The 23,877-nt window shown below is 64.1% G+C and carries 21 protein-coding genes; 9 read left to right on the top strand and 12 right to left on the bottom strand.

Features of this window, described 5'->3' with window-relative positions:
- The first annotated feature begins 47 nt into the window (after nt 1-47).
- Nucleotides 48-578, top strand: coding sequence for a bifunctional 3-hydroxydecanoyl-ACP dehydratase/trans-2-decenoyl-ACP isomerase (fabA, locus tag C2U70_RS03495; protein WP_140976470.1), 531 nt, complete (start codon nt 48-50; stop codon nt 576-578).
- Between the two features lie 117 nt (nt 579-695).
- Here fabA and C2U70_RS03490 read toward each other — a convergent pair whose 3' ends face one another.
- The 9 genes from C2U70_RS03490 to C2U70_RS03445 all read right to left on the bottom strand — a co-directional run bounded on the left by C2U70_RS03490 (nt 696) and on the right by C2U70_RS03445 (nt 9,508).
- Entirely contained in the window at nt 696-1,118 is a 423-nt protein-coding gene (locus C2U70_RS03490) for a TfoX/Sxy family protein (protein WP_140976469.1), read from the bottom strand.
- A 182-nt stretch (nt 1,119-1,300) separates the two neighbouring features.
- On the bottom strand, nt 1,301-1,696 hold the full coding sequence (locus tag C2U70_RS03480) for a HesB/IscA family protein (RefSeq protein WP_140976468.1): 396 nt from the start codon (nt 1,694-1,696) through the stop codon (nt 1,301-1,303).
- Nucleotides 1,697-1,768: 72 nt separating this feature from the next.
- The gene (locus C2U70_RS03475; RefSeq protein ID WP_140976467.1) at nt 1,769-2,140 is read right to left on the bottom strand and encodes an SUF system Fe-S cluster assembly protein; all 372 of its coding nucleotides are present in this window, start codon (nt 2,138-2,140) and stop codon (nt 1,769-1,771) included.
- On the bottom strand, nt 2,137-3,384 hold the full coding sequence (locus tag C2U70_RS03470; protein WP_140976466.1) for a cysteine desulfurase: 1,248 nt from the start codon (nt 3,382-3,384) through the stop codon (nt 2,137-2,139). Before C2U70_RS03470 ends, C2U70_RS03475 begins: the two co-directional genes overlap by 4 nt.
- Nucleotides 3,381-4,688, bottom strand: a complete 1,308-nt coding sequence (sufD, locus tag C2U70_RS03465) for a Fe-S cluster assembly protein SufD (protein WP_140976465.1) — start codon at nt 4,686-4,688, stop codon at nt 3,381-3,383. The genes C2U70_RS03470 and sufD overlap by 4 nt, the downstream gene beginning before the upstream one ends.
- Before the next feature lie 13 nt (nt 4,689-4,701).
- Entirely contained in the window at nt 4,702-5,454 is a 753-nt protein-coding gene (gene sufC / locus C2U70_RS03460) for a Fe-S cluster assembly ATPase SufC (RefSeq protein WP_140976464.1), read from the bottom strand.
- 61 nt (nt 5,455-5,515) lie between these two features.
- Entirely contained in the window at nt 5,516-7,012 is a 1,497-nt protein-coding gene (gene sufB, locus C2U70_RS03455; protein ID WP_140976463.1) for a Fe-S cluster assembly protein SufB, read from the bottom strand.
- A gap of 113 nt (nt 7,013-7,125) precedes the next feature.
- Nucleotides 7,126-8,265, bottom strand: coding sequence for a cysteine desulfurase family protein (locus C2U70_RS03450; RefSeq protein WP_140976462.1), 1,140 nt, complete (start codon nt 8,263-8,265; stop codon nt 7,126-7,128).
- Nucleotides 8,266-8,314: 49 nt separating this feature from the next.
- Entirely contained in the window at nt 8,315-9,508 is a 1,194-nt protein-coding gene (locus tag C2U70_RS03445; RefSeq protein WP_140976461.1) for an acyltransferase family protein, read from the bottom strand.
- Nucleotides 9,509-9,552: 44 nt separating this feature from the next.
- Between C2U70_RS03445 and C2U70_RS03440 the strand changes: the two genes are divergently transcribed.
- The 3 genes from C2U70_RS03440 to C2U70_RS03430 all read left to right on the top strand — a co-directional run bounded on the left by C2U70_RS03440 (nt 9,553) and on the right by C2U70_RS03430 (nt 11,999).
- Nucleotides 9,553-10,503, top strand: coding sequence for a LytTR family DNA-binding domain-containing protein (locus tag C2U70_RS03440; protein WP_140976460.1), 951 nt, complete (start codon nt 9,553-9,555; stop codon nt 10,501-10,503).
- A 328-nt stretch (nt 10,504-10,831) separates the two neighbouring features.
- Nucleotides 10,832-11,479: an alpha/beta hydrolase gene (locus tag C2U70_RS03435; protein WP_140976459.1), complete on the top strand. Its 648-nt coding sequence runs from the start codon at nt 10,832-10,834 to the stop codon at nt 11,477-11,479.
- A 7-nt stretch (nt 11,480-11,486) separates the two neighbouring features.
- A complete protein-coding gene (locus C2U70_RS03430; protein WP_140976458.1) occupies nt 11,487-11,999 on the top strand; it encodes a DUF1697 domain-containing protein in 513 nt (170 codons plus the stop codon).
- 161 nt (nt 12,000-12,160) lie between these two features.
- Here the strand turns inward: C2U70_RS03430 and C2U70_RS03425 are convergent, their stop codons facing one another.
- Both C2U70_RS03425 and C2U70_RS03420 read right to left on the bottom strand, forming a co-directional pair.
- Nucleotides 12,161-12,838 carry a glutathione S-transferase family protein gene (locus tag C2U70_RS03425; protein ID WP_140976457.1) on the bottom strand — a complete coding sequence of 226 codons (678 nt, stop codon included), beginning with the start codon at nt 12,836-12,838 and terminating at the stop codon, nt 12,161-12,163.
- Nucleotides 12,839-12,939: 101 nt separating this feature from the next.
- Nucleotides 12,940-14,043, bottom strand: coding sequence for an anhydro-N-acetylmuramic acid kinase (locus C2U70_RS03420; protein WP_140976456.1), 1,104 nt, complete (start codon nt 14,041-14,043; stop codon nt 12,940-12,942).
- A 159-nt stretch (nt 14,044-14,202) separates the two neighbouring features.
- Here C2U70_RS03420 and tyrS point away from each other — a divergent pair, with 159 nt between their 5' ends.
- From tyrS to C2U70_RS03405, 3 genes are all read left to right on the top strand, one after another.
- The gene (gene tyrS / locus C2U70_RS03415) at nt 14,203-15,456 is read left to right on the top strand and encodes a tyrosine--tRNA ligase (RefSeq protein ID WP_140976455.1); all 1,254 of its coding nucleotides are present in this window, start codon (nt 14,203-14,205) and stop codon (nt 15,454-15,456) included.
- Between the two features lie 57 nt (nt 15,457-15,513).
- Nucleotides 15,514-16,767, top strand: a complete 1,254-nt coding sequence (locus C2U70_RS03410) for an MFS transporter (RefSeq protein WP_140976454.1) — start codon at nt 15,514-15,516, stop codon at nt 16,765-16,767.
- 200 nt (nt 16,768-16,967) lie between these two features.
- Nucleotides 16,968-17,405, top strand: a complete 438-nt coding sequence (locus C2U70_RS03405) for a DoxX family protein (protein ID WP_140976453.1) — start codon at nt 16,968-16,970, stop codon at nt 17,403-17,405.
- 238 nt (nt 17,406-17,643) lie between these two features.
- On the opposite strand, the gene C2U70_RS03400 is transcribed toward C2U70_RS03405, so the two are convergent.
- Nucleotides 17,644-21,489, bottom strand: a complete 3,846-nt coding sequence (locus tag C2U70_RS03400; protein ID WP_186294042.1) for a YhdP family protein — start codon at nt 21,487-21,489, stop codon at nt 17,644-17,646.
- A gap of 195 nt (nt 21,490-21,684) precedes the next feature.
- Here C2U70_RS03400 and C2U70_RS03395 point away from each other — a divergent pair, with 195 nt between their 5' ends.
- Both C2U70_RS03395 and C2U70_RS03390 read left to right on the top strand, forming a co-directional pair.
- Nucleotides 21,685-22,377 (top strand): peroxiredoxin, encoded by a 693-nt coding sequence (locus C2U70_RS03395; RefSeq protein ID WP_140976451.1) that lies wholly within the window; start codon nt 21,685-21,687, stop codon nt 22,375-22,377.
- 111 nt (nt 22,378-22,488) lie between these two features.
- Nucleotides 22,489-23,850 (top strand): M23 family metallopeptidase, encoded by a 1,362-nt coding sequence (locus C2U70_RS03390; RefSeq protein WP_186294041.1) that lies wholly within the window; start codon nt 22,489-22,491, stop codon nt 23,848-23,850.
- Nucleotides 23,851-23,877 lie beyond the last annotated feature (27 nt).

Genomic DNA, 23,877 nt, shown 5'->3' with positions numbered 1-23,877 from the left:
GACCGACATCCTCATCGCGCCATACCGCGCGCGAGGGTCTTGTCGTCGTGCCCAACCCACACGATTTTCACAAGCCGCAGCCGTCCTACACCAAGGACGAACTGCTGAGATCGAGCGAAGGCGGTTACTTCGGCCCAGGCAATGCGCAATTGCCGGCGCCGCCCATGCTGATGATGGACCGCATCACCGAGATCAGCTTGGACGGCGACGATTTCGGCAAGGGCCACATCATCGGCGAGCTGGATATTGCGCCGGAGCATTGGTTCTTCGACTGCCACTATCGCGGCGATGCGATGATGCCGGGAAGTCTCGGCCTGGACGCGATGTGGCAGATGGTCGGCTACTGGCTGGGGTGGTCGGGCTCACCGGGCAAGGGCCGCGCTATCGGCGTCGGCGAGGTCGAGGTGACGGGAGCCGTGACCCCACAGACGCGCTCCGTGCGCTACGAGGTTGCCATGCGTATGGTCCGGCGCGGCAAGCTGGTGCTTGGAATTGCCGATGGCCGTGTGCTTGCCGACGGCACTTGCGTCTTCACGGCGAAGGATATGCGGGTCGGCCTGACCAAGGCCGCGGACTGAAGTGCCGTAGGGTGGGCAAAAATTCCGGCATCGCTCGAAGAGCGAGACGGAAGCGTGCCCACCGCGTCTGCGGCAATCGTGGAAAGATGGTGGGCACGCGATGCCTCGCTCTTCGAGCTATGGCTTCGCTTTGCCCACCCTACGAACCGTTTTCTTGACCGGCCGCTTCTTGGCGGATTGCTTCTTCGGGACAACCTTCTTCGCTTTCTTCGGCCGCTTTTTCACCTTGGCGCGCTGGGCCGCGGCGAGCGCCGCCCTCGCCCATTGCGCAAGCTCCTCGGAATCGTCGAACAGCCGTGCCGGCAATTGCCAGTAGGAATTGACGGTCACCGTCTTGGCGCGGGTCTGGTACTGGAACGGCTTTGAACCCTCGGCCTCGAAGCTCGGGATCGTCACCTCGTCGGCACGGAAGTAGAGGCCCGCGCGCAGCGACAGCGCGAAATTGGTGCCGTCGGCGGAGATGCCGTGGCCGGAGAACATTTTTCGGATGGTGACGGGGCCGAAATCGGCGAACAGATCGATCAGGAATTCGCGGTCCATGGCAAACTCTCTCCGCAAGGTCGTCCTGGCGAACGCCAGGACCCATTACCACAGGGAGGAGTTTTGCGAAGACTTAGAGTCGTAAGATTGATTGGTACTGCCATCCCCCCGCCACGAGAGGTCACGCGGTATGGGTCCTGGCGTTCGCCAGGACGACAGCGGAGTGTTTGGCGAGAGACGGTCTAGCCGTCAACCTTGGCCGGCTTCAACTCCACGGACTCGCCGCAGCCGCAAGCCGAAATCTGGTTGGGGTTGTTGAAGACGAACTGGGCCGACATCTTGTCGGTCTTGTAGTCCATCTCGGTGCCGAGCAGGAACAGCACGGCCTTGGGATCGACCAGGATCTTGACGCCCTTGTCCTCGACGACCTCGTCGGTCGGGCGGATGTCGTGGGCATATTCGACCGTGTAGGACTGGCCGGCGCAGCCGCCGTTCTTCACGCCGACGCGCAGGCCGACGATCTCGGAGTCCGCGCGCTTGGTCAGCTCACTGATGCGCTCAGCCGCTGCGTCTGTGAGACGCATGACCTGCGGGCGGGGCCGCTTCGGCTTGACGGGAGCTGATGTTACCTGGGTCATATTGGTTATGTGGTCCGTTCGGATGTGAAATTCAATCCAGCAAGTTCAGTGCAACGCCTGCCTCACCCACACTCACCACATGTTGAGCACGAGGCGGGCCTCGTCACTCATGCGTTCCGGCGTCCAAGCCGGCTCCCAGACCACCTTGACGTCGACCACGCCGACGCCGGGGACGCTGGCGACCGCGTTCTCGACCATGGTCGGCAATTCGCCGGCGGCCGGGCAGTTCGGCGTCGTCAGTGTCATCTGCACGTCCACGGAGCGATCGTCCTTGATCTCGACCCGGTAGATCAGGCCGAGCTCGTAGATGTCGGCCGGAATTTCCGGATCGAACACCGTCTTGAGCCCTGCGATGATCTCGCGCGACAGACGCTCGGTCTCCTCCGGCGGCAGCGCCGAATGAGTCTCCATCGGATTGGCTTTGATTTCGGCCGTGTCACTCATGCGAACAAATCCCGCGCTTTCAGCAGCGCCTGTGCCAGATGGTCCACTTCTTCCCGTGTATTATACATGCCGAACGACGCCCGGCACGTCGCGGTGACGTTGAACCGCTCTAAAAGCGGCATCACGCAATGGGTCCCGGCGCGCACCGCGATGCCCTGGCGGTCGATCACGGTGGCGACGTCATGGGCGTGCGCCCCCTTCATCTCGAAGGAGATCACCGGGCCCTTGCCCCGGGCGGTGCCGATCAGCCGCAGCGAGTTGACCTCGCGCAGGCGGTCCTGGGCGTAAGTCAGCAGATCGTGCTCGTGTGCGGCGATGCGCTCCTTGCCGATCGAATTGACGTAATCGATGGCGGCACCAAGCCCCACAGCTTCGACGATCGCCGGCGTACCAGCCTCGAACTTGTGCGGAGGATCGCCATAGGTGACGACGTTCTGGGAGACCTCGCGGATCATCTCGCCGCCGCCATTGTAGGGGCGCATCGCGACGAGGTGGTCGTACTTGGCATAGAGCACGCCGATGCCGGTCGGGCCGTAAAGCTTGTGACCAGTGCAAACATAGAAATCGCAGTCGATGTCCTGCACGTCGATATTGAGATGCACGGCGCCCTGGCTGCCGTCGACCAGCACGGGAATGCCGCGGGCATGGGCGAGCTTCACGACGTCCTTGACGGGCACGATGGTGCCGAGCGCGTTCGACATCTGCGTGATCGCGACCAGCTTGGTCTTCGCGCTCAAGAGCTTCTCGAACTCGTCGATCAAAAAGTTGCCTTCGTCGTCGACCGGCGCCCATTTGATCACGGCACCGTGGCGTTCCCTGAGGAAGTGCCAGGGCACGATGTTGGAATGGTGCTCCATGATCGAGATGATGATCTCGTCACCAGCCTTGATGTTCGGCTCGCCCCAGGACGACGCGACCAGGTTGATCGCCTCGGTCGCATTGCGGGTGAAGATGATCTCCTCGGTGCGGTGGGCATTGAGGAACTGTGCCACCTTGGTGCGGCCGCCCTCATAGGCTTCGGTCGCGGCATTGGCGAGGTAGTGCAGGCCACGATGCACGTTGGCGTATTCGCTCGTATAGGCCTGCGTCATGCGGTCGAGCACGGCGAGAGGCTTCTGCGCCGACGCTGCGTTGTCGAGATAGACCAGCGGCTTGCCATAGACCTGCATGGCGAGCGCCGGAAAGTCCTGGCGCACGCGCGCGACGTCGTAGGCGCCGTTCTTGACTGCGGGATGCGTGCTCATGACCGGCGCTCCAGCCAGCGTTCGGCCATGCCGACCACATGCTCGCGCAGATCGTCATCGGCGATCTGCTCGATCGCTTCACCAACGAAGGCCTGGATCAGCAGCGCCTGGGCGTCCTTCTCGGGCAGGCCGCGGGCACGCAGATAAAACAGCAGCGTGTCATCCAGCGCGCCGGCGGTGGCGCCGTGGCCGCAGGAGACATCGTCGGCAAAGATCTCGAGCTCGGGCTTGTTGTCGGCCTCGGCTTCGTCAGAGAGCAGCAGCGCCCGGGTCATCATCTTGCCGTCGGTCTTCTGCGCATCGGGACGCACGATGATGCGGCCCTGGAACACCGAATGGGCGCGATCGTCGATCACGGCGCGGAAGATCTCGCGGCTGGTGCAGTTGGGGACGGCGTGGTCGACGACCAGCGTCAGATCGCCATGCTCGGTCTTCTTGAGCAGGTTCACGCCGTTGATGGAGAGCTCGCTGCCCTCGCCCGCCAGTTTGATAAAGCCCTGGAGACGGCTGACCGCGCCGCCGGTCGTCATGTTGAAGAAGTTCAGCTTGGTGTCGGCGCCGACCGTGACGAACTGCGAGGTGATGTTCACCGCATCGGGCGCGTCGTCCATCAGGCGGATATGCGCGACATCAGCGTTGTCGCCGATCTCGACGATAACGGCGTCGTTGACCTGGTAGGCTTTAGCGCCGGCCGCAACGAAGCTTTCGATGAAGGTGGCACGAGCGCCCTTCCCGATCCGCACCCGCGAACGGCTGTAGGCCGAGGCGGAAGCCGCAGTCGCGACATGGATGATCTGGATCGGCGCGGACAATTGCGCGCCGTCGGCGATCTCAAGCACCACGCCGTCGGTCGCCAGCGCCGCGTTCAGCGAGATCACGGCATCGGTCGAGCTGGTTGTGAGGATATCGCCGGCATCCTTTTCCAGCGTCTCGCGCAGCGTTTTGACGCTGGCCTCGGCGGCGATCGCCTTCACGTCGGACAGATCGGCGGCGAACACGCCATCCACCAGCACCAGCTTGCGGGCGCCCGCAATGGCATGGGCTTTCACCGCATCGGCCGCCTTCGACAGCGCACCAGCATCGGGGCTCGCCGCCAGCGGCAGCACCTCGCCGACCAGCGCGCGCAGGTCGGTGTATTTCCATTCCTCGATCCGACGATGCGGCAGGCCGAGACGTTCATAGGTCTCAAAGGCCTGGCGGCGCGCCGCCTTGATCGCGGGCGAACCCGGCAGCAGGCCTTCGGCGCTGGCGAAGAGATCGCTCACCGCGCGGCCGCTCCCGGTCTTGGCCAAAGCAACGTTCATCCCTCAAATTCCCTTACGCCGCGTCCTCGAACTGGGCGTAGCCGGAGGCTTCCAGCTCCAGCGCCAGATCCTTGCCGCCGCTCTTCACGACGCGGCCCTTCGACATCACGTGCACGACGTCGGGCACGATGTAGTTGAGCAGCCGCTGATAGTGGGTGATGACGACCATCGCGCGCTTGGGTGAACGCAGCGCGTTGACGCCGTCGGCCGCAATGCGCAGCGCATCGATGTCGAGGCCGGAATCCATCTCATCGAGGATACACAGGCTCGGCTCGAACAGCGCCATCTGCAGCACCTCGTTGCGCTTCTTCTCGCCGCCGGAGAAGCCGACATTGACGCCGCGCTTGAGCATGTCCTGCGGAATGTTCAGCGATTTCGAGACTTCGCGGACTTTCTTGAGAAAATCCGGTGTCGAATATTCGCTCTCGCCCCGCGCCTTGCGTTGCGCGTTCAGCGCGGTGCGCAGGAAGGTCATGGTGGCGACGCCGGGAATCTCGACCGGATACTGGAACGCCAGGAACACGCCCTTGGCGGCGCGCTCGTCCGGCGACATCTCCAGGAGGTCCTCGCCCCTGAACAGGATCTGGCCGTCGGTGACCTCATAGCCGGGCTTGCCGGCGATGACGTGCGAGAGCGTCGACTTGCCGGAGCCGTTCGGCCCCATGATCGCGTGCACCTCACCCTCGTTCACGGTCAGCGTCAGCCCGTGGAGAATCTCGCGCTCCTCAACACGGACTTTCAGGTCTTTCACTTCAAGCAATGGCATCTTTGGTTCCAGTCTATTCAAATGACAGGGGGCGCCAGAGGCGCGCCGCGAGGGTCGGCAATCAGCCGACCGACCCTTCCAGCGAGATCGAGATCAGCTTCTGCGCTTCCACCGCGAACTCCATCGGCAGTTGCTGCAGCACGTCCTTCACAAAGCCGTTGACGACGAGGCCGACGGCTTCTTCCTGGGACAGGCCGCGCTGGATGCAATAGAACAGCACGTCCTCGGAGATTTTCGAGGTCGTCGCCTCGTGCTCGAACGTCGCCGAAGAATTCTTGGCCTCGATGTACGGCACGGTGTGCGCGCCGCATTTGTCGCCGATCAGGAGCGAATCGCAGGCGGTGAAGTTGCGCGCGCCGGTCGCCTTGCGATGCGCGGTGACGAGACCGCGATAGGTGTTTTGCGATTTGCCGGCGGCGATGCCCTTGGAGATGATCCGGCTCGTCGTGTTCTTGCCGAGATGGATCATCTTGGTGCCGCTATCGACCTGCTGAAAACCGTTCGAGATCGCGATCGAATAGAACTCGCCGCGCGAATTATCGCCACGCAGAATGCAGCTCGGATACTTCCACGTGATCGCCGAACCCGTTTCGACCTGGGTCCAGGAGATCTTGGAATTGTTGCCGCGGCAGTCGCCACGCTTGGTGACGAAATTATAAATGCCGCCCTTTCCTTCCGAATTGCCGGGGTACCAGTTCTGCACCGTCGAATATTTGATCTCGGCGTCATCGTGCGCGACGAGCTCGACGACGGCGGCGTGCAACTGGTTCTCGTCGCGCTGCGGCGCGGTGCAGCCTTCGAGATAGCTGACGTAGGAACCCTTGTCGGCGATGATCAGCGTGCGCTCGAACTGGCCGGTGTTGCGCTCGTTGATGCGGAAATAGGTCGACAGCTCCATCGGGCAGCGCACGCCCGGCGGCACGTAGACGAACGAGCCGTCGGAGAATACCGCCGAGTTCAGCGTCGCATAGAAATTGTCGGAGGTCGGCACCACGGAGCCGAGATATTTTTGCACCAGCTCGGGATGTTCGCGGATGGCTTCCGAGATCGGCATGAAGATCACGCCGGCCTTCTTCAGCTCGGCCTTGAAGGTGGTCGCAACCGAGACCGAGTCGAAAACCGCATCGACGGCGATCTTGCGCCGGTTAGGATCCTCCTCGCCGGGCTTGGGCTCGACCCCTTCGAGCATCGCGACTTCGCGCAGGGGAATGCCAAGCTTCTCGTAGGTCTTGAGAATCTCCGGATCGATCTCGTCGAGAGAGGTGACCGTCTTCTTCGGCTTCGGCGCCGAATAGTAATAGAGGTCCTGGAAGTCGATCTTGGGATAGTCGACGCGGGCCCAGGTCGGTTCCGTCATGGTCAGCCAGCGGCGATAGGCTTCGAGCCGCCACTGGAGCATCCAGGCGGGTTCGTTCTTCTTCGCAGAGATGAACTTGACGGTCTCTTCCGACAACCCCTTGGGGGCCTTGTCGGACTCGATCAGGGTCTCAAACCCATAACGATACTGGTCGACGTCGATACGCTTCACGCGCTCGACCGTCTCTTGTACGGCTGGCATCCATTCCTCCGCTCGCGGTTTCAAGGACCGCGGTGGATCAAACTCGAACGACTTCTACGATGTTTTTTCGCGGAACGCACGCCCTTAGAACCATTCTGGGCGTGTTTCATCGCTCATCCCTTAAGTAGGGTATTACCAAGCTTCCGCCAAGCCTCCAGGGCCCGATTGATGTCCCCTTCCTGCGTGGACCAGCCCAGACTGAGGCGCACCGCTCCCTGGGCCGTTTGGGGGTCCAGCCCCATGGCGATGAGCACATGAGACGGCTGGACTTTTCCGGAGGAACAGGCCGAGCCTGAGGACACCGCGATGCCCTCCAGATCGAAGCCAATCACGGCCGTCTCGGCCTTCAGGCCGGGTGCCGTGAACAGGACGGTATTTGGCAACCGTTCCGCCGCATCTGAAAACACCGTAGCGCCGGCGACCTCACGCAGCCCATTTTCCAAACGATTCCTGAGCGTTGCCAGCCGAGCCGCATCCTCCGCCAGAGCCTCAATCGCGACCCGAACGGCCGCGCCAAAGCCGGCAATCCCGGCGACGTTCTCGGTCCCTGCACGGCGGCCGAGTTCCTGGCCGCCGCCGCGAAGCTGCGGTTCCAGTCCCGCCACGCCCTCCGCCACGACCAGTGCGCCGATACCCTTGGGGCCACCGATCTTGTGCGCAGAGAAGGTCGCAAGATCGGCAGCTATAGCTTTGATATCGAAGGGAATCTTGCCCAACGCCTGGATCGCGTCGACATGCAGGAGGCCCCCCGCCTCATGCACGATCCCCGCCGCTTCAGAAACGGGTTGAAGAGCGCCGGTCTCGTTGTTGGCCGCCATGATCGACACCAGCGCCGGCGGTCCGGAGGCAAGGAGCGCCCTGAGGTGGTCGAGGTCGACGACCCCGGCCGGCGTCACCTTGATCTGGCTGATGGACGCCGTGGGGAATCGACCGCCTGCCAACACCGAGGCGTGCTCGATGGCCGACACCAGCAACCGCTCTACGGGAGCGCCCGCGCCCCGCCGCAGACCCGGCGACAGCGCCAGCGCATTGGCCTCGGTTCCGGCCGAGGTGAAGACGACGTTCCGCGGCAAGGCACCGACCGCGCCTGCCAGTGCCGCCCGCGCGTCCTCGACCAACCGCCGCGCCTCGCGGCCCTCGGCGTGGACCGAGGAGGGATTGCCGACGAGCTCATAGGCCGCGACGATCGCCGTCAGCGCCTCCTGGCGTAGCGGCGTGGTTGCATTCCAGTCGAGATAGACGCGGGTTGGCATGCGGCCCTCTTAGCACCTTTTGCCGCCGCGCCAATCGCAACGGCCCCCGTCATGCGTGCTGCCGCTGCACCATTCCGGCGGAGCGGCCCGGCTCCCACCGCAGTCCAAACAACGGCCGCAGCCAGGCGATCCGCCGTACGACCTCATAGGTGACGACGCAGGTGAGCGCAGTGCCGGCAATCACGATGAAGCCTTCGCTTCCGGCCGAGAGACCATCGCCCTTCAACGCATGCGCGATCACAATGATCGCGGTCTGATGCATGATGTAATAGGGAAAGATCGCGTCGGTCAGGTAGCGGCGCACGGGGCCGTCGGCGACGAAATGGCGCCGCGCAAAGCCGAGCACCGCGGCCATCGCCAGCCACTGATAGCAACCATACACCGAGCTCACGAACCATCTCAGCACTGGCGACGGCGCGAACAGACCGGTGCGAACCAGAATGAACGCGGCGAAGAAGATTGCGGCGGCGGCGAGCGCGGTCCAGCGCTGACGCTCGATGTCGCGCCAGATGCCGTCCTGTTTGGCGAGCAGGAAGCCGATCAGGAACGCCGTCGCATAGTCCGCATGGTTGTACCAATCGCCGAACAGCGCATGGGTCGAGGGAAAGGCCGGGTACAGGAACAGACGCCAGGCGGCGAACAACAGGCACGGCAGGATCAGAATCCGGGGGCCTGCAAGCAGCGCCGCAAGCTTGTCACCGAACCGATCGACGAGCCGCGGCCACAGCCAGAGCACGCCGACGAGCGCCATGGTGTAGACCCACAGATAGACCACGAACCAGAGATGGTTCCAGGTCGGCAGCACGATGCAGGGGTTCGGGCAGAACTGCGCGCCGAACGCGAGATAGTGCCGGGCATAGAAGTCGTCGAACCCGGCGGGATAGCCGAGAGCCTCGACGATCTGGAGGTAGGACTGCGGCGGCACGATCACGAGCATGCCGAAGACCAGGGGGATCAAGAGCCGGGCCGAGCGTGAGCGGACGAAGGCGCCTAGGTCGTATTTGCGCAGCATGAATCGGGTGGCGACACCGGAAACCAGGAACAAGAGCGACAGCCGCCAAGGATTGAGGACCAGCATCAGCGGCTCGAGCCAGGTCAGCCGGTGGTCGCTCTTGATGTGAAATCCCCAGGACACGTAGAGCATGCCGACGTGGTAGAAGATCAAAAGCCCGAAGGCTAAAATCCTCACCCAGTCGAGATCGATGCGCCGTTCCGAGGCCGGGAGTTGCTCTGGTGTTGACATGGTTTTCTGCTCCTTGACGGGACGCCAAGCACGGTTCTTTGGCCATGGCTGACACCGAAAATGCCCCACAAACGGAGCGCGTCGAGCCGGTTTGGGACCAGGCCCCGGCGCGAGGGGACGAAACGCCGGTCGCTGGGACGAGCGGTGGCCTTTGGGGGATCGGCGGCGACTGGACGCCATTGGCCGCGATCGCGGTCGTCGCGCTCGCCATCGGAATCGTGAATGCGCTCTCCGGCGCGCAGGACGCCGCCTGGCGCGGCGACAGCTCCGACGTCGGCCGGCGGCTGTTCTGGGAGGCATCGAGCATCGCCGTCATCCTCCTGCTGCTGCCGATCCTGGTGCTCGCGATCAGGCGCATGCGCGGAACATCCAGCCTCGCCCTGCGGGCCGGGATCGCTGTGGTCGCCCTGGTCGCGTTCTCCGCTCTCCACATCACCGGCATGGTCTGGATCCGGAAGCTCGCGCTCTGGCTCGCCGGCGGCGAATACGATTTCCGTTTCTCGCTTGCGACGGTTCTGTACGAGTTTCGCAAGGATGCCGTGGCCGTCCTCTTGATCGGCGGCACGCTCTGGCTGCTCGAAAGCCGGCGTGAACTGAAGCGGGCTGCCGCGGTCGTTCCGCCCCCGACCGGCGCTGCGCAGCAATCCGAGCTCCCCGACCTGATCTGGCTGCGGGACGGCACGAGCCGCATTCGCGTTGCCCCGCGCGACATTCTCTGGATCGCTTCCGCCGGCAACTACATCGAATACAGCCTCGCCGACGGCACCCAGCACCTGATCCGCGGCACGCTCGCACTGGCCGAAAGCGAGCTCTCGCGCTTCGGCATCGCGCGCGTTCACCGTACGAAGCTGGCCAATCTCGACCGGGTGAGCGGCGTCGACTTCAAACCATCAGGGGACTTTGAGCTCACCTTCGACAACGGGCAGACGCTCGGGGGCAGCCGGCGCTACAGGTCTGCGGTGGCCGCGTTCGGGAATCGCCCGGCACCGGCGTGAACCGGGCCACCCGACACGTCCGCTAAATCGTCGTGATTTCAATTGGTTGCCCGCATCGCCGCGCTCAGCCCATCTGCATCGGTCCGGATTGCGACGCCAAGGTGGCCGGCTAACCTCTTGAACTCGTTGGACGATGTTCAAGATGCTTGCTTTTTGACCCACGCCTCATGTTAGAACGCGCGCGTCAGTTCACCGCGCGCATTTGAGCGCATCACCGCGAGGCGCGCCCTCTCCCCCTTCATTCGCTTCATCGGCTTGCCGCCGAGGAGGCCTGAACAATCGGTTGATTGCTGAGGATCATCTTCAAGGGATCAATCAAGAGACATCCATGCCCGAAGTTATTTTCGCCGGCCCCGCGGGCCGTCTCGAAGGCCGCTATCACCCGGCCAAGCAGAAGAACGCGCCGATCGCGATGATCCTGCATCCGCATCCGCAGTTTCACGGCACGATGAATCATCAGATTGTGTACCAGTGCTACTATGCGTTTGCGCATCGCGGCTTCTCGGTGCTGCGTTTCAATTTCCGTGGCGTCGGCCGCAGCCAGGGCTCGTTCGATCATGGCACCGGCGAATTGTCTGACGCGGCGGCCGCGCTCGACTGGGCGCAGACCATCAATCCCGAGGCGCGCGCGTGCTGGGTTGCCGGCTTCTCCTTCGGCGCCTGGATCGGCATGCAGCTCCTGATGCGCCGTCCGGAGGTCGAAGGCTTTATCTCGATCGCGCCGCCCGCCAACCTCTACGACTTCTCGTTCCTTGCGCCCTGCCCGTCCTCGGGCCTGATCGTGCATGGCGAGAAGGACGCGGTGGTGCCGCCGAAGGACGTCAACACGCTGGTCGAGAAGCTGAAGACGCAGAAGGGCATCGTGATCGACCAGCAGGTCATCCCCGGCGCCAACCACTTCTTCGACTCAAAGCTAGAGCCGCTGATGGAGACCATCACGGCCTATCTCGACATGCGTCTCGCCAACGTGCGGTAGTCAAGTCATGGGCGCGTTCGTAGCCCTGCTGCGAGCCGTCAATGTCGGCGGTACCGGCAAGCTGCCGATGACCGAGCTCAAGGCGATGTGCGAAGAGGTCGGTCTTGCCGCCGTGCGCACCTACATCGCCAGCGGCAATGTGGTCTTCACCAGCCGCAAGTCCGAAGCCGCCATCAAGTCCGCGCTGGAGAAGCGCCTGCACGCCTATGCCGGCGCACCGATCGGCGTGCTCGTGCGCAGCGCCGCCGAGATGGCGAAGGTGCTTGCGGACAATCCGTTTCCAAAGGCCGCGCCCAACCGCACGGTTGCGATCTTCCTCGACAAGACGCCGCCAGCGGACGCGCTCGCAGCTCTGCGCGGCCGGAAGGACGAAGAGATCAGCCTCGGCCGCCGCGAGATCTACGTCCACTACGGCGACGGCATGGGGACGTCAAAGCTCGTCATTCCCGCTGCCAAGACCGGCACCGCGCGCAACATGAACACGATCGCGACGCTGACGAAGATGGCGGCGGAGCTGTGAAACTTCAGAATTGGTAGGGTGGGCAAAGCGAAGCCGCGGCTCGAAGAGCGAAGGCGCAGCGTGCCCACCATCTATCGAAAATTGCAGCAGACGCGGTGGGCACGCTTCCGCCGCGCTCTTCGAGCGAGGCCGGAAGCTTTGCCCACCCCACAGCAACTCCGTCACGCTGCGAGCTTCAGCAGATGCGCATCGTGGCGCACGAGGAAGGCGCGCAGCAACTGCGGATAGTCGGCGCCGACGGCTGTCTTCACGCTCGCGCGGTTCGCAAGTTCAGCCCGCCACGCACGCACCTTCGCAAAATCCTTGAAGATGCCGAGCTCGGCGACATCATCGAACACATCGAAATAGCGGAAGATCGGCGCGAAGACGGCGTCCACGAGGCTGAACGCCTGACCGGCGAAGAATGGACCGGCGCTGAGCGCAGCTTCGACCCGCGAAAACTTTGCGACAAGCGCCTGCTGCTTGGCCTCGAACGTGGCGGCGTCGGTCGTCGTCTCAAGTCCCCAGAGATCGCCGAGGATCGCGGAGCCGAACTCCATCCAGGCACGGTGCTCGGCGCGCTTCAGCGCATCGGCGGGATGCAGTTTCACGCCGCCTTGCGTCTCCTCGATGTATTCGCAGATCACGTTGCTCTCGAACAGCGCGACCTCACCCTGCTCGGTCGTCACGACCAGCACCGGCACCTTGCCGAGCGGCGAGATTTTCAGGAACCAGTCCGGCTTGTTGGCGAGATCGATATCGATCCGCTCGAACGGTACGCCCTTCTCGTTGAGCGCGATCACCGCGCGCTGCACATAGGGGCAAAGCTTGTGACTGATTAGTTTGAGCGGCGCGGCCATGACTGAAGGATCCCGACGGTTAGATGCGATTGCATCAATATAGATGCACTTGCATGTACTCGTCAAGATCGATGCATATGCATCAACCAGCCGTGATCAGATCACGGCCTGGCGATCACCCCGCCGGTCATGGGCATCGGCACCCCGGTGGTCGCGGGATAGGACAGCGGCAGCCCCTTCAGCCCGCGGGCAGCCAGGAAGCCGAATGCCTGCGCCTCCAGCGCGTCCGACGACCAGCCCAGCGTCTCGGCCGCCTCGACGGACGCTGGCGCCACCCGCTCACGCAGCATCCGCATCATGGTGAGGTTGCGGGCACCGCCCCCGGCAATGATCCAGCTCCGCGGACGCTTCGGCAGCAGCGGCACGACGCGGGCAATGGCTGCGGCTGTGAACGCCGTCAGCGTCGCGGCGCCGTCGGCTGGTGCCACATCGCCGAGCTTGAGCGCGGCAAAGTCGTTGCGGTCGAGCGATTTTGGCGGCGGAGCTGAGAAGAACGGCAGCGCCAGCGCACGCGCAACCCAGGCCTCGTCGACCTTGCCGAGTGCCGCGAACCGTCCCTCGGTGTCGAAGGCCTGGCTCATGGTGCGAAACATGAAGTCGTCGAGCAACGCGTTGCCCGGCCCGGTATCGCAGGCGATCAGAGCCTCGTTGCCGTCGATATAGGTGATGTTGGAAACGCCGCCGATATTGACGACGACGATCGGGCCTTCTCGGTCGAGCGACTGCGCCAGCGCACGATGATAGACCGGCACGAAGGGCGCGCCCTGCCCGCCGGCCTCGACGTCGGCGGCGCGGAAATCATGCATCACGGGGATATGGATCAGTTTGGCCAGCGCCGTCGCATCGCCGATCTGCACCGTCATGCGCCGTTCGGGGCGGTGCAGCACGGTCTGGCCGTGGAATCCGACGATGTCGATCTCCTCCGGCACCATGCGGTTCTGCGCGGTGAAGGCGGCGACCGCCTCGGCATGGGCGAGCGTCACCGCGCGTTCGGCCTCGGCCAGAATGCCCGGCCTGGCGTCGCGTTGCGGCAAATGGACGGCTTCGGTCAGGGCCTGGCGCAAGAGGTTGCGTTCGGCATGGCTGTACGGCCGGTAACCGGACGGCCCAAACGCCTTCACCTGCTTTCCATCGGTTTCGATCAGTGCAACGTCGACCCCGTCAAGCGAGGTCCCGCTCATCAGACCGAGCGCAGTCAACATCATCCCGGTAAGCCTCGACGCCCCCTAGCCCGACGCCTGGCTTGTATCAAACAAGCACATCTTATAATGCCACAGCGCCTATCGCGGCGGCAGCCCGATCCGCACGGGTTCCGCAACTTGCCGCAATTACCGTAAAATAAGAATGATCAGGTCAGCCGACAGATGACTGCATTTAAATCTGATTTCCTCAATATCTTAAGGGAACGGGGATTCATCCACCAATGTTCCGATTTTGAGGGCCTGGACGCGCTCGCCGCCCAGGGCCAGGCGACGGCCTATGTCGGCTACGACTGTACCGCTCCGTCCCTGCACATCGGCAACTACCTGACCATGATGATGCTGCACTGGCTGCAGCAGAGCGGCAACAAGCCGATCACCCTGATGGGCGGCGGCACCACGATGGTCGGCGATCCCTCCGGCAAGGACGAGACGCGCGCGATCCGCACCGTCGCCGAGATCGAAGCCAACAAGGCCTCGATCCGCGGCGTGTTCTCAAAGGTGCTGCGCTATGGCGATGGGCATTCCGACGCCGTCATGCTCGACAATGCGGAATGGCTGACCAGGCTGAACTGGATCGAGATGCTGCGCGACGTCGGCAAGCATTTCTCGGTCAACCGCATGCTGACGATGGACTCTGTGCGCCTGCGCCTCGAGCGCGAGCAGGAGATGAGTTTCATCGAATTCAACTACATGATCTGCCAGGCCTACGACTATGTCGAGCTGTCGCGGCGCGTCGGCTGCCGGCTCCAGATGGGCGGCTCCGACCAGTGGGGCAACATCATCATGGGCGTCGATCTCGGCCGCCGCATGGGAACGCCGCAGCTCTTCGCGCTGACCACGCCGCTGCTGACGACCGCCTCGGGCGCCAAGATGGGCAAGACTGCGCAGGGCGCGGTGTGGCTCAACGCCGACCAGTTCTCGCCGTACGACTTCTGGCAGTACTGGCGCAACACCGAGGACGCCGACGTCGGCAAGTTCTTAAAACTCTTCACGACGATGCCGCTCAGCGAAATCGCTAAGCTCGAGGCGCTCGCGGGCTCGGAGATCAACGAGGCCAAGAAGGTGCTCGCGACGGAGGCCACCGCGCTGCTGCACGGCCGCAACGCCGCCAACGAAGCCGCGGAAACCGCGCGGCGGACCTTTGAGGAAGGCGCACTCGCCGAGAGCCTGCCCACGGTCGAAATTCCGCGTGGCGAACTCGACGCCGGAATCGGCGTGCTCAATGCCTTCGTCAAGGCGGGTCTCGTCGCCTCGAATGGCGAGGCGCGCCGTCAGATCAAGGGCGGCGGCCTGCGCGTCAACGACACGCCCGTCACCGACGAGAAGATGAATATGACGCCGGCCCTGCTCACGCCGGAAGGCGTGATCAAGCTCTCGCTCGGCAAGAAGCGCCACGTCCTTCTCAAGCCTGCATAGGCGTATTCGCTTTTCACTGCTTGCCAGCGGCAGCGGAAGCGCGCTCCCTGACGAGCAATGGACCAGAACACGCCCAGGGAAACGGTCAAGGGAAGCGCCACATCGCGCGAGCCGGTGCGCACCGCCCTCGTCGTGCTCGCGCTGTGCTTCACGCTTGCGGTGCTCGGGCGCGGCCTCAGCGAAAGCTTCACCGTCTTCCTCAAGCCGATCTCGGAAGACTTTGGCTGGGACCGCGCGCAGATCGTTTCGATCTACTCGCTGACCTGGCTGATTAGCGGACTGACTGCGCCGCTGGTCGGGCGCCTGTTCGATCGCTCGGGTCCGCGCATCGTCTATTCGCTCGGACTCTTGCTGCTCGGCTCCGCCTTTCTCGTTGCCAGTCGCGCCGAGCATCTCTGGCAGTTCCAACTCTCGATTGGCCTGTGCGTCGGCATCGGCGTCGCCTTCATCGGCAACGTGCCGAACTCGATCCTGCTCGGCCGCTGGTTCGGACCGCGGCTGCCGACCGCAATGGCCGTGGTCTATTCGGCGATGGGCGGCGGCGTGCTCGCGCTGCTGCCGGTCTCGCAAGTGCTGATCGACCATGTCGGCTGGCGCGGCGCCTATCAGATCTTTGGCTTTGCGACGTTCGCGCTGTTGGTGCCGCTGTTGCTGTTGCCGTGGCGGCTGTTCGCGTCAGGCTCGCCCCTTATCCTAAAGAAGACCGACCCAGACTTCATCGACCAGGGCTGGACGCTTCTGAGCGCGATGCGTCATCACGCCTTCTGGGCGCTGTTCTCGACCTTCTTCTTCACCGCCGTCGGCATGTACGCGATCGCCGCGCAGATCGTCGCCTACCTGATCGACGCCGGATTCCCGCCGCTGCAGGCCGCAACCGCCTGGGGATTTTCCGGCGTGGTGCTGGTGTTCGGCATGCTCGGGGTCTCAGCGCTCGACGGAGTGATCGGCCGCCGGCCCTCGGTGCTCCTCAGCTACGCGATCTCGATCATCGGCATCTTCCTGCTCTGGCTCTTGCCGTATCACCCGAACGTCTGGCTGCTCGCAGGCTTCGTCATCTGCTTCGGCAGCATGATGGGCTCGCGCGGGCCCCTGATCACCGCGACCGCCATGAAGATCTTTCGCGGCAAGCGGGTCGGCACGATCTACGGAACCATTTCGATCGGTAGTGGACTCGGCTCAGCGTTCGGCTCCTGGGCCGGTGGCCTAATCCATGATGCAACGCAAGGTTACAATCTGCTGCTCGCGTTCGCACTTGCGAGCGTCGTGCTCGGCATGATTCCGTTCCTGGTCGTGCCCGCACTGCGGCGCTAGGTGTGCTGGAGGTTACCTGCAACCCCCGGCGTAACCCGTCAAATTACGGAGATTCAAAATCGAGAAACCGTGGGCTTAAACCCCGGCCTGCGGTGTTTTGTCCTACATGACGAAAATGTCAGCGCGAAGTGAGCCGGGGCCGCTTGCGAGCTGAAACCGAATGCGATCCAAGTCGCTGCATTGGAACGGAGGGACAACCAATGAACTTCACTTTTCTCGCTCGCTATCAACCGGTTCTTTTGAGCCTGTTTCGCTTCGTCACGGGTCTCCTGCTGTTTCAATACGGCGTGGCCAAAATCTTCAAGTTTCCGGTGCTCCCCTACTTCGCTGAACTCAAGCCGCTGATCTTCGCGGCCGGCTCGATTGAGCTCGTGCTGGGCGCTGCCCTGATGATCGGCTTGTTCACGCGGATCTCCGCCTTCGTGCTGTCGGGTGAAATGGCCTTCGCCTACTTCATGGGCCACATGTTCAGCAAGGATACGCCGGTGTTCCTGCCGCTGCTCAACGGCGGCACCGCGGCGATCCTGTTCTGCTTCTCCTGCCTCTACCTCTCGGCAGCCGGCGGCGGACCGATCAGCGTCGATGCGCTGGTGCGCAAGGAAGGCGACGAGCCCAGCGGCGCGCTCGCGCGGCGCTGATCGCTCGACGCTCGGGGTGGCGCCGCCGCGCCACCCTCATCGTGCACCCAGCACATTCCAGATGATCGCCAGTGCTGCCACCAGCAGCACGGCCATGATGATGCGGTGAACAAGCCGGTTCATTGAACACTCGGTCAGGCCCGGCTCTATCGCCACATGGCCTGAGACCGATTTTCACGAAGTCCATGAACTGAAGCAAGCCATCGCTGGCTCGCGCCGGCGCTTGACTTGGACCCGGCTATCGCCGCGCGAGATTGCAGCCGTTGGAGAGAGGCGCGCGTGATGGGGCGTCGCCCGATTGCTGCGTCGGCAGATCCTCGATCGGCGAGTTCTGCTTGCCGGTGTTGAATTCGAAGATTTTTCGGAACAGGCCCGGCGCCATGGCCGAGATCGGATTGACGCGCATGACAGGCGCAACGGGCGTGCCGACGACCTCGTAGGTCACGCCGATCAGCCCCTCATTGTTGCCACCGCCCAGGAAGATGCCGAACAACGGAATCTGGCCGAAGATGTTGTTCACGCCGTACATCGGCACGAAGGTGCCGCTCATGCACACCTGGTTGCCGGGAAAGTCGATCGAGCCTTCGATCGTCGCGCCGATCATCGGCCCCTTCACCACACCGTCGCGAATCGTGAGCGCACCGTTTTGCCGGGTAAACTCCGCGCGCAATGCCGAGAACGCCACGCCGTTCTGCGCACCGTTGGGGCCACCCGCCGCGACGCGATCGAGCTGATCCATGCCGCGAACGGAGAAGTCGCGCACGTTGATCAGGCCTTCCCTGGCCGTCGGCTCCGACGTCGGCGGCTCCATCGCCACCACCAGTTGACCGCCATAAACCTTGTTGGTCGTGTCGGTGAAGCGCAGGAAAGCGCCGGCGTCGTTGGTCTGGAGATAGATCACCTCGCGACTGCCCTGCCCGCGGCCGCGCAAATCGGCCGTGACAGGCGTGTTGCTGCCGACCTTGCCGCTCAGCGTGAACGCCTTGATGGCGCCGCTGCGGCGCGACATCTTGGCGTCGACGCTGCGCATCGTCTCGCCGTTCGAGCCGGCCACCGTGCCGAGCTTGACGTCGATGTCGAAGTCGACGTTCTTCAGCTTGCTGCTCTTGTTGTCGTCCTTGCTGGTGCCAGAGATCGCCGACTTCAGGAAGCCGCGACCGTCGAACACTTCGCCGCGCATCGTGCCCTTGACCACGCCGTCGGCGCCGCGCTCGACGCGCAGCGAGGCCTTGTCGCCGTCTGACGGCGAATAGACCGGGAAGTTCGCGTTCATGAGGTCGCCGTTCTGGTCGACCTCGAGCGAGCCGCGGATCGAGACGCCGGCGCCATCGACGACGATATCCTCGAGCCGCGTCGATTGCGCCGTCGGCACTACCTTGAAGCTGGCCTTGCCCGACTTGCCCGGCAGCTTCACCCAGCCCGGCAGGATGTTGTCGAGCCGCACCGAGGTCAGGTCGGCTTCGACGCCGAGCCGCGTGGTCTGGTCGGCGCTGGAGCCGATCTTGCCGGAGATTTTGACCGGCAGATTGCCGACGACAGCCGGGCTCAGATCGAAGCCGAGGCGCGCGCGGCTGGCATCGTCAAGCGTGGTCTGCAGCTTGACGTCGGCCTCACCCTCGGCCGGTTTGCGATAATCGAGCGACGCCGCCTGCCCGTTGATCTTGACGTCGCCCTTGACCTGATAGCCTTGGTTGTTGGCGACGATCTTGAGCGTGTTGGCCTCGAGCTTCTGGTTCATCACTAGCTTGTCGGCGGAAAAGCCGCTGAGGTCGGCGGTGACGGCGTAGACAGTATCGGCTTTCGTCAGCTCGCCCTTGACCGGCATCGCAAGCGAGATGTTCGCATTGAACGTCCCCTTGCTGGTGTTGGGATCGACGAAGGTCGCCGACAGATCGCTCAGGCGATCATTGGCGAGAATCTCGGCTGCTGCCGCCACCGGTCCGTCGACCCGGAATTTGCTGCGCGACGGCGACGGCTTTGGTGCCATGTCCGGCACCTCGAACGTGAAATCAGAAAAGGCGATCTTGCGGCCCGCCGGCGTGTCGGCGATCCCCTGCCCGATATTCACGGTCGCGGTGCGCCCCGTGACGCGCGCCCTGAGATCGGCATCATGCACCGCCGGCATGCCATCGACGGGGCGAACGGTCACGCCGTTGGCGACGATGTTGACGGACATACCGTCGTCAGGGATCGGCGGTCCCTTGCGCGAGAGATTGCGCACGGGCGAATTGAGGGCGACCTCGATGCGCTGCAGCGAGCCGCGCTCGATCCGCTCCAGCACCCACTCGCGCAGCTCGGGCACGACGAGTGTCGGCCACATCCGCTTCAAGGCGGATGCCGACATCGGCGTGCCCGCGAAACCCAGCGTCAATTGAGGCTCGTTCGAATAGTCGACGGTCGCGGTGCCGGCGACGCCAATCTCGCCATTGCTGATATTGGCCTGCGTCAACAGCACACGTTTGTGGTCGGTGTCGAAGCGGAAGCCGATTGCGATGCGGTTGAAGACCAGCGGCGGCTCGTTGTCGATGCCGGCAAGCAGGATCGAGCCGCCGCTGAAACCGAGCTGCCAGTCCGTGACGCTGCCATTGGGCGGCTCGAGATGCGCCAGCAGCGTGACGCGATTGGCGCCCGCGATGACCTTGAATGGCGCGACCAGCACGCGACGCCCGGCATCCCACTCGACATTGATCTCGGCCGAGTCGATCCCCATCGGATAGTCCGGCGTGTCGGTGTCGATGATGGTGCCCGCGCCTGCGATGATCTTGCCGCGGAAATAGGTCGGCAGGCCGTCACGCCCGAGTTCGCCCTTGAGCTCGCCCGTGAGCGGCAGCTCGGCATTGTAGGTCAGGTCCTTCGGGCGCAGTGCCAGGAGGATGTTGGCGGTGGAAACCTTGTCGGCGCGGATGTCGACCGAGCGCACGCCGTTCTCGGCGGGCCCGACCGTGACGCGCAGCGACCACGGCTTGGCGCCCTCTTCGCCGAGGCTCAGCGTCACGCCGCCGCTGCTGGGCCGGCGCAGGCTGAGGCTGATGTTTTCGAACGACCATTTGCCGCCGCGCTGTTGATCGTCGACGATCAGATTGCCATTCTTCAGGCCGATCTCGTTGAGGTTCTGGCCGTCGAGGCCGGTCATGCTCAGGCTGTCGAGCCAGTCGAGGCTTGCGAGCAGCCCGCTCTGCGCGCTGGCCGGTGGCGCTGCCGCAGGCGTGCCGGTCGCCGCATTGGGCGCATTCGGTGCGGACGCGGTCGGCGGCAGGCCCGGGCTCGAGCGCGGGAATGTCGGCGGCAGGCCGGCTTCTTTCTTGGAGGCGACGCCGGTTGCGAGCGGTTTTGCAGTGTCGCCGGCCGACACGGTGACCGTGCCGTCAGGCAGGATGCGGATCGCAAGCTCGGCATCGACGAGATTGAGGCTTTCGGCGCGCAACCGCCCCATCAGGAGCGCGGTGCCTGAGAGCTTCACCTCGGCCTTCGGCGCGACGGCCACAATCGCGTGGTCGCGGTCGCGCACCACGATGTCGCGGATGCGCACGGCGATGCGGACGCGGCCGGCGCGTTCGATCTGGGTGCCGCCAACCTCGACGGTGTTGCCGTGGCCGATGTTCTCCTCGATCGCCTCGGCGAGCCATGGCGTCGCGATGTCGAGATTGATCGGGCCGGCACCTAACCGCCACCACAATGCGCCAAAGCAGCCGACGAAGATGATGACGACCATGGCGACGCCGATGGCAAGGCGCTTGACCCAGCGATCCGCCACCAGCCAGCGCCGGAGCGAGCCAAAACCGTCACCCAGCCGGTGAACGCTCGAACTGGAACGGGACAAAAGCCGGCGCGCCCGACGACCCGCCGCCTCTTCCTGATCCGGATCCCAATCGGGCTCGTCCCATTCCTGGGGAGCGGGGTGCGCGCCGCGCCGATCGTAGTCCCGGTCAGAATCCGATCCATGGCCATATCCATGGTCAGAACCTTGGGGCGACGTATTCCTAGCCATTGCCTCTCGATACAGGCGCCCATCGTAAGATTGACCGCCACCGGGGCCGCAACCGTCGACAGGGATTGTACGCCCCTGCACCGGCACCGCGGCCATTCCTTGGATGTTCCTGCTGTTCGTCATTTCGCCCCGGGAGCGCGTTCAACGAGCAGTGGGGTGGTGCGTGGAATTCCTTGTAACCATACTCCGGCGCCGCCAGACTTGCCCAGCCTAGGGCCCGAATCCGGCAACCCGGATGGAAGCTGCAATAGCGTTCTGGTTGACCCGCCGAAAGCGTCGAAAGGAAGGCGTATGTCCAAGAAATCGCGTAAGAAAACGTCCAAGACGACCTCCGGCAGCCTAGCACCCAGAAAAACGGCAGCGAAATCGACAGCCCAGTCCAAAACAAAGCCCGCAAAAACGCTGCGGGCGACGGCAAGCAAATCACGCAAGAACACAGCCAAGCCAGCATCGCATAACGCCGCATCGAAACAGTTAAAATCTTCCGAATCCGCAAGTCCCCGCAAAACCACGGCCAAGGCGGTGCTGTCCGAGGGCGACAAGGCCCCGGCCTTCCGCCTGCCCCGCGACGGTGGCGGCGTGGCCACGCTGTCCGACTATGCCGGCCGGAAGCTGGTGCTGTTCTTCTATCCCCGCGCCGATACGCCGGGCTGCACGCGGGAAGCGATCGACTTCACCCGGCTGAGGGATGCCTTCGCTGCCAGCGATACCGCCGTGCTCGGCATCTCCGCCGACCCGCTCAAAGCCCAAGAGAAGTTTCGCGACAAGCACAGCCTCGGCGTCCCGCTGATCTCGGACGAGCAGCACGAGATGCTGGAGGCCTATGGCGCCTGGGGCGAAAAATCCATGTATGGCAAGACCTTCCTCGGGATTATTCGCACCACGGTGTTGGTCGGCGCCGACGGCAAGATCGCCAAGATATGGCGCCATGTGAAGGTCGACGGCCACGCCGACGCGGTGTTAGCAGCCGCAACAGACCTTTAACCAGTCCGACGAATTCGACCGGTTCCGTTTCCGGAAAATTAACCATGACCGGCCCAGATTGCTGCGGCAATTAAGCCGAACGGAACCCTTCCGACCGGCGCGGGAGTGCCGATGTCGAAAAGTTCTGCTCTGTATTCGCAGTACCACCAGCATCACCCGCATGACCACGGCCGGCCCTTCAACCGCCGCCCGGTGAGCGCCCAAGCTGCCGCTGCTCTCGCCCCCGCCGAGAACGACGGCTACACCATCGTGCATGCCGGCAAGCAGGTGCGCTTCGCTCCCGTCGTATTCTGGATCGTGGTCGGTACCGTGGTGCTGCTCGGCCTGTGGTCGGCCGCAACCGCCACCTATTTCGCTTTCCGCGACGACGTCCTGACCCGGCTCATCGCCCGCCAGGCCGAAATGCAATACGCCTATGAGGACCGCATCGCCGAGCTGCGCGCCAAGGTCGACCGCACCACCAGCCGCCAACTGCTCGACCAGGAGCAGTTCGACCAGAAGCTCGACCAGATCATGAAGCGCCAGACGGCGCTGGAGTCCCGGGCCACGGCGCTCGGCGCCATGCCTGACGTGACGGGATCGATACCGCGCGCGACGCCGCAGCGCGGTCCTGATGCAAGCCAATCGCAGGGCACACCAAAACCGTCGCCGATCAGCGACACCGTGATCTTCGTGGCGCCGCCGGATCGCGAGGCCCGGCTCGAATCGCGCACGCCGGTCATGGCAAGCCCGCAGCCGAACCAGTTCGCCAAGGTTCAGGGCTTTGACAACGTTCTCGTTCGCCTGACGACCTCGCTCGACAATGTCGAGCGGCGCCAGATCGCGGCACTCAGCGCCGTCGAGGACGGCATGGAATCGCGGGTCCGCCGCATGCGTGGCGTGGTCAGCGATCTCGGCCTTAACCTGGCCGATCTCGAAGCCGCCGTGCCGCGTAGCGCGATGGGCGGACCGTTCGTGCCCGTCAGGCTGCCGGCCAATGCCGGACCGTTCGAGAAGCAGCTCAATCGCATCAACATCACGCGCGCCGAGCTGGATCGCCTGAACCGCACGCTGGCGCTGGTGCCCTATCGCAAGCCTGTCATCGGCGAGGTCGAGTTCACCTCGGGTTTTGGCGTGCGTAGCGATCCCTTCCTCGGCCGGCCCGCGATGCATACCGGTCTCGACTTCCGCGCCGCGACCGGCGATCCCGTCCGCGTCACCGCTTACGGCAAGGTGGTGTCATCGGGATGGTCGGGCGGGTACGGCCGCATGGTCGAAGTCGACCACGGCAATGGACTCTCCACGCGCTACGGCCACCTCTCCGAGATCCACGTCAAGGTCGGCGAGATCGTCAAGATCGGCCAGGTGATCGGCGCCGTCGGCTCGACCGGCCGCTCCACCGGTCCGCATCTGCACTACGAAACCCGCATCGATGGCGACGCCGTCGATCCGCAGAAGTTCTTGCGTGCCGGCGTGCGGTTGAGCGCGGGCTAGCTTGCCATCGGCCGCGGCGGCCCAATA

Origin of the sequence: Bradyrhizobium guangdongense, from assembly GCF_006483445.1 — a bacterium.
Lineage (GTDB): Bacteria > Pseudomonadota > Alphaproteobacteria > Rhizobiales > Xanthobacteraceae > Bradyrhizobium > Bradyrhizobium guangdongense_A.
Note: the sequence above shows the minus strand (reverse complement) of the source record. Positions and strands in the feature narration are given on the sequence as shown.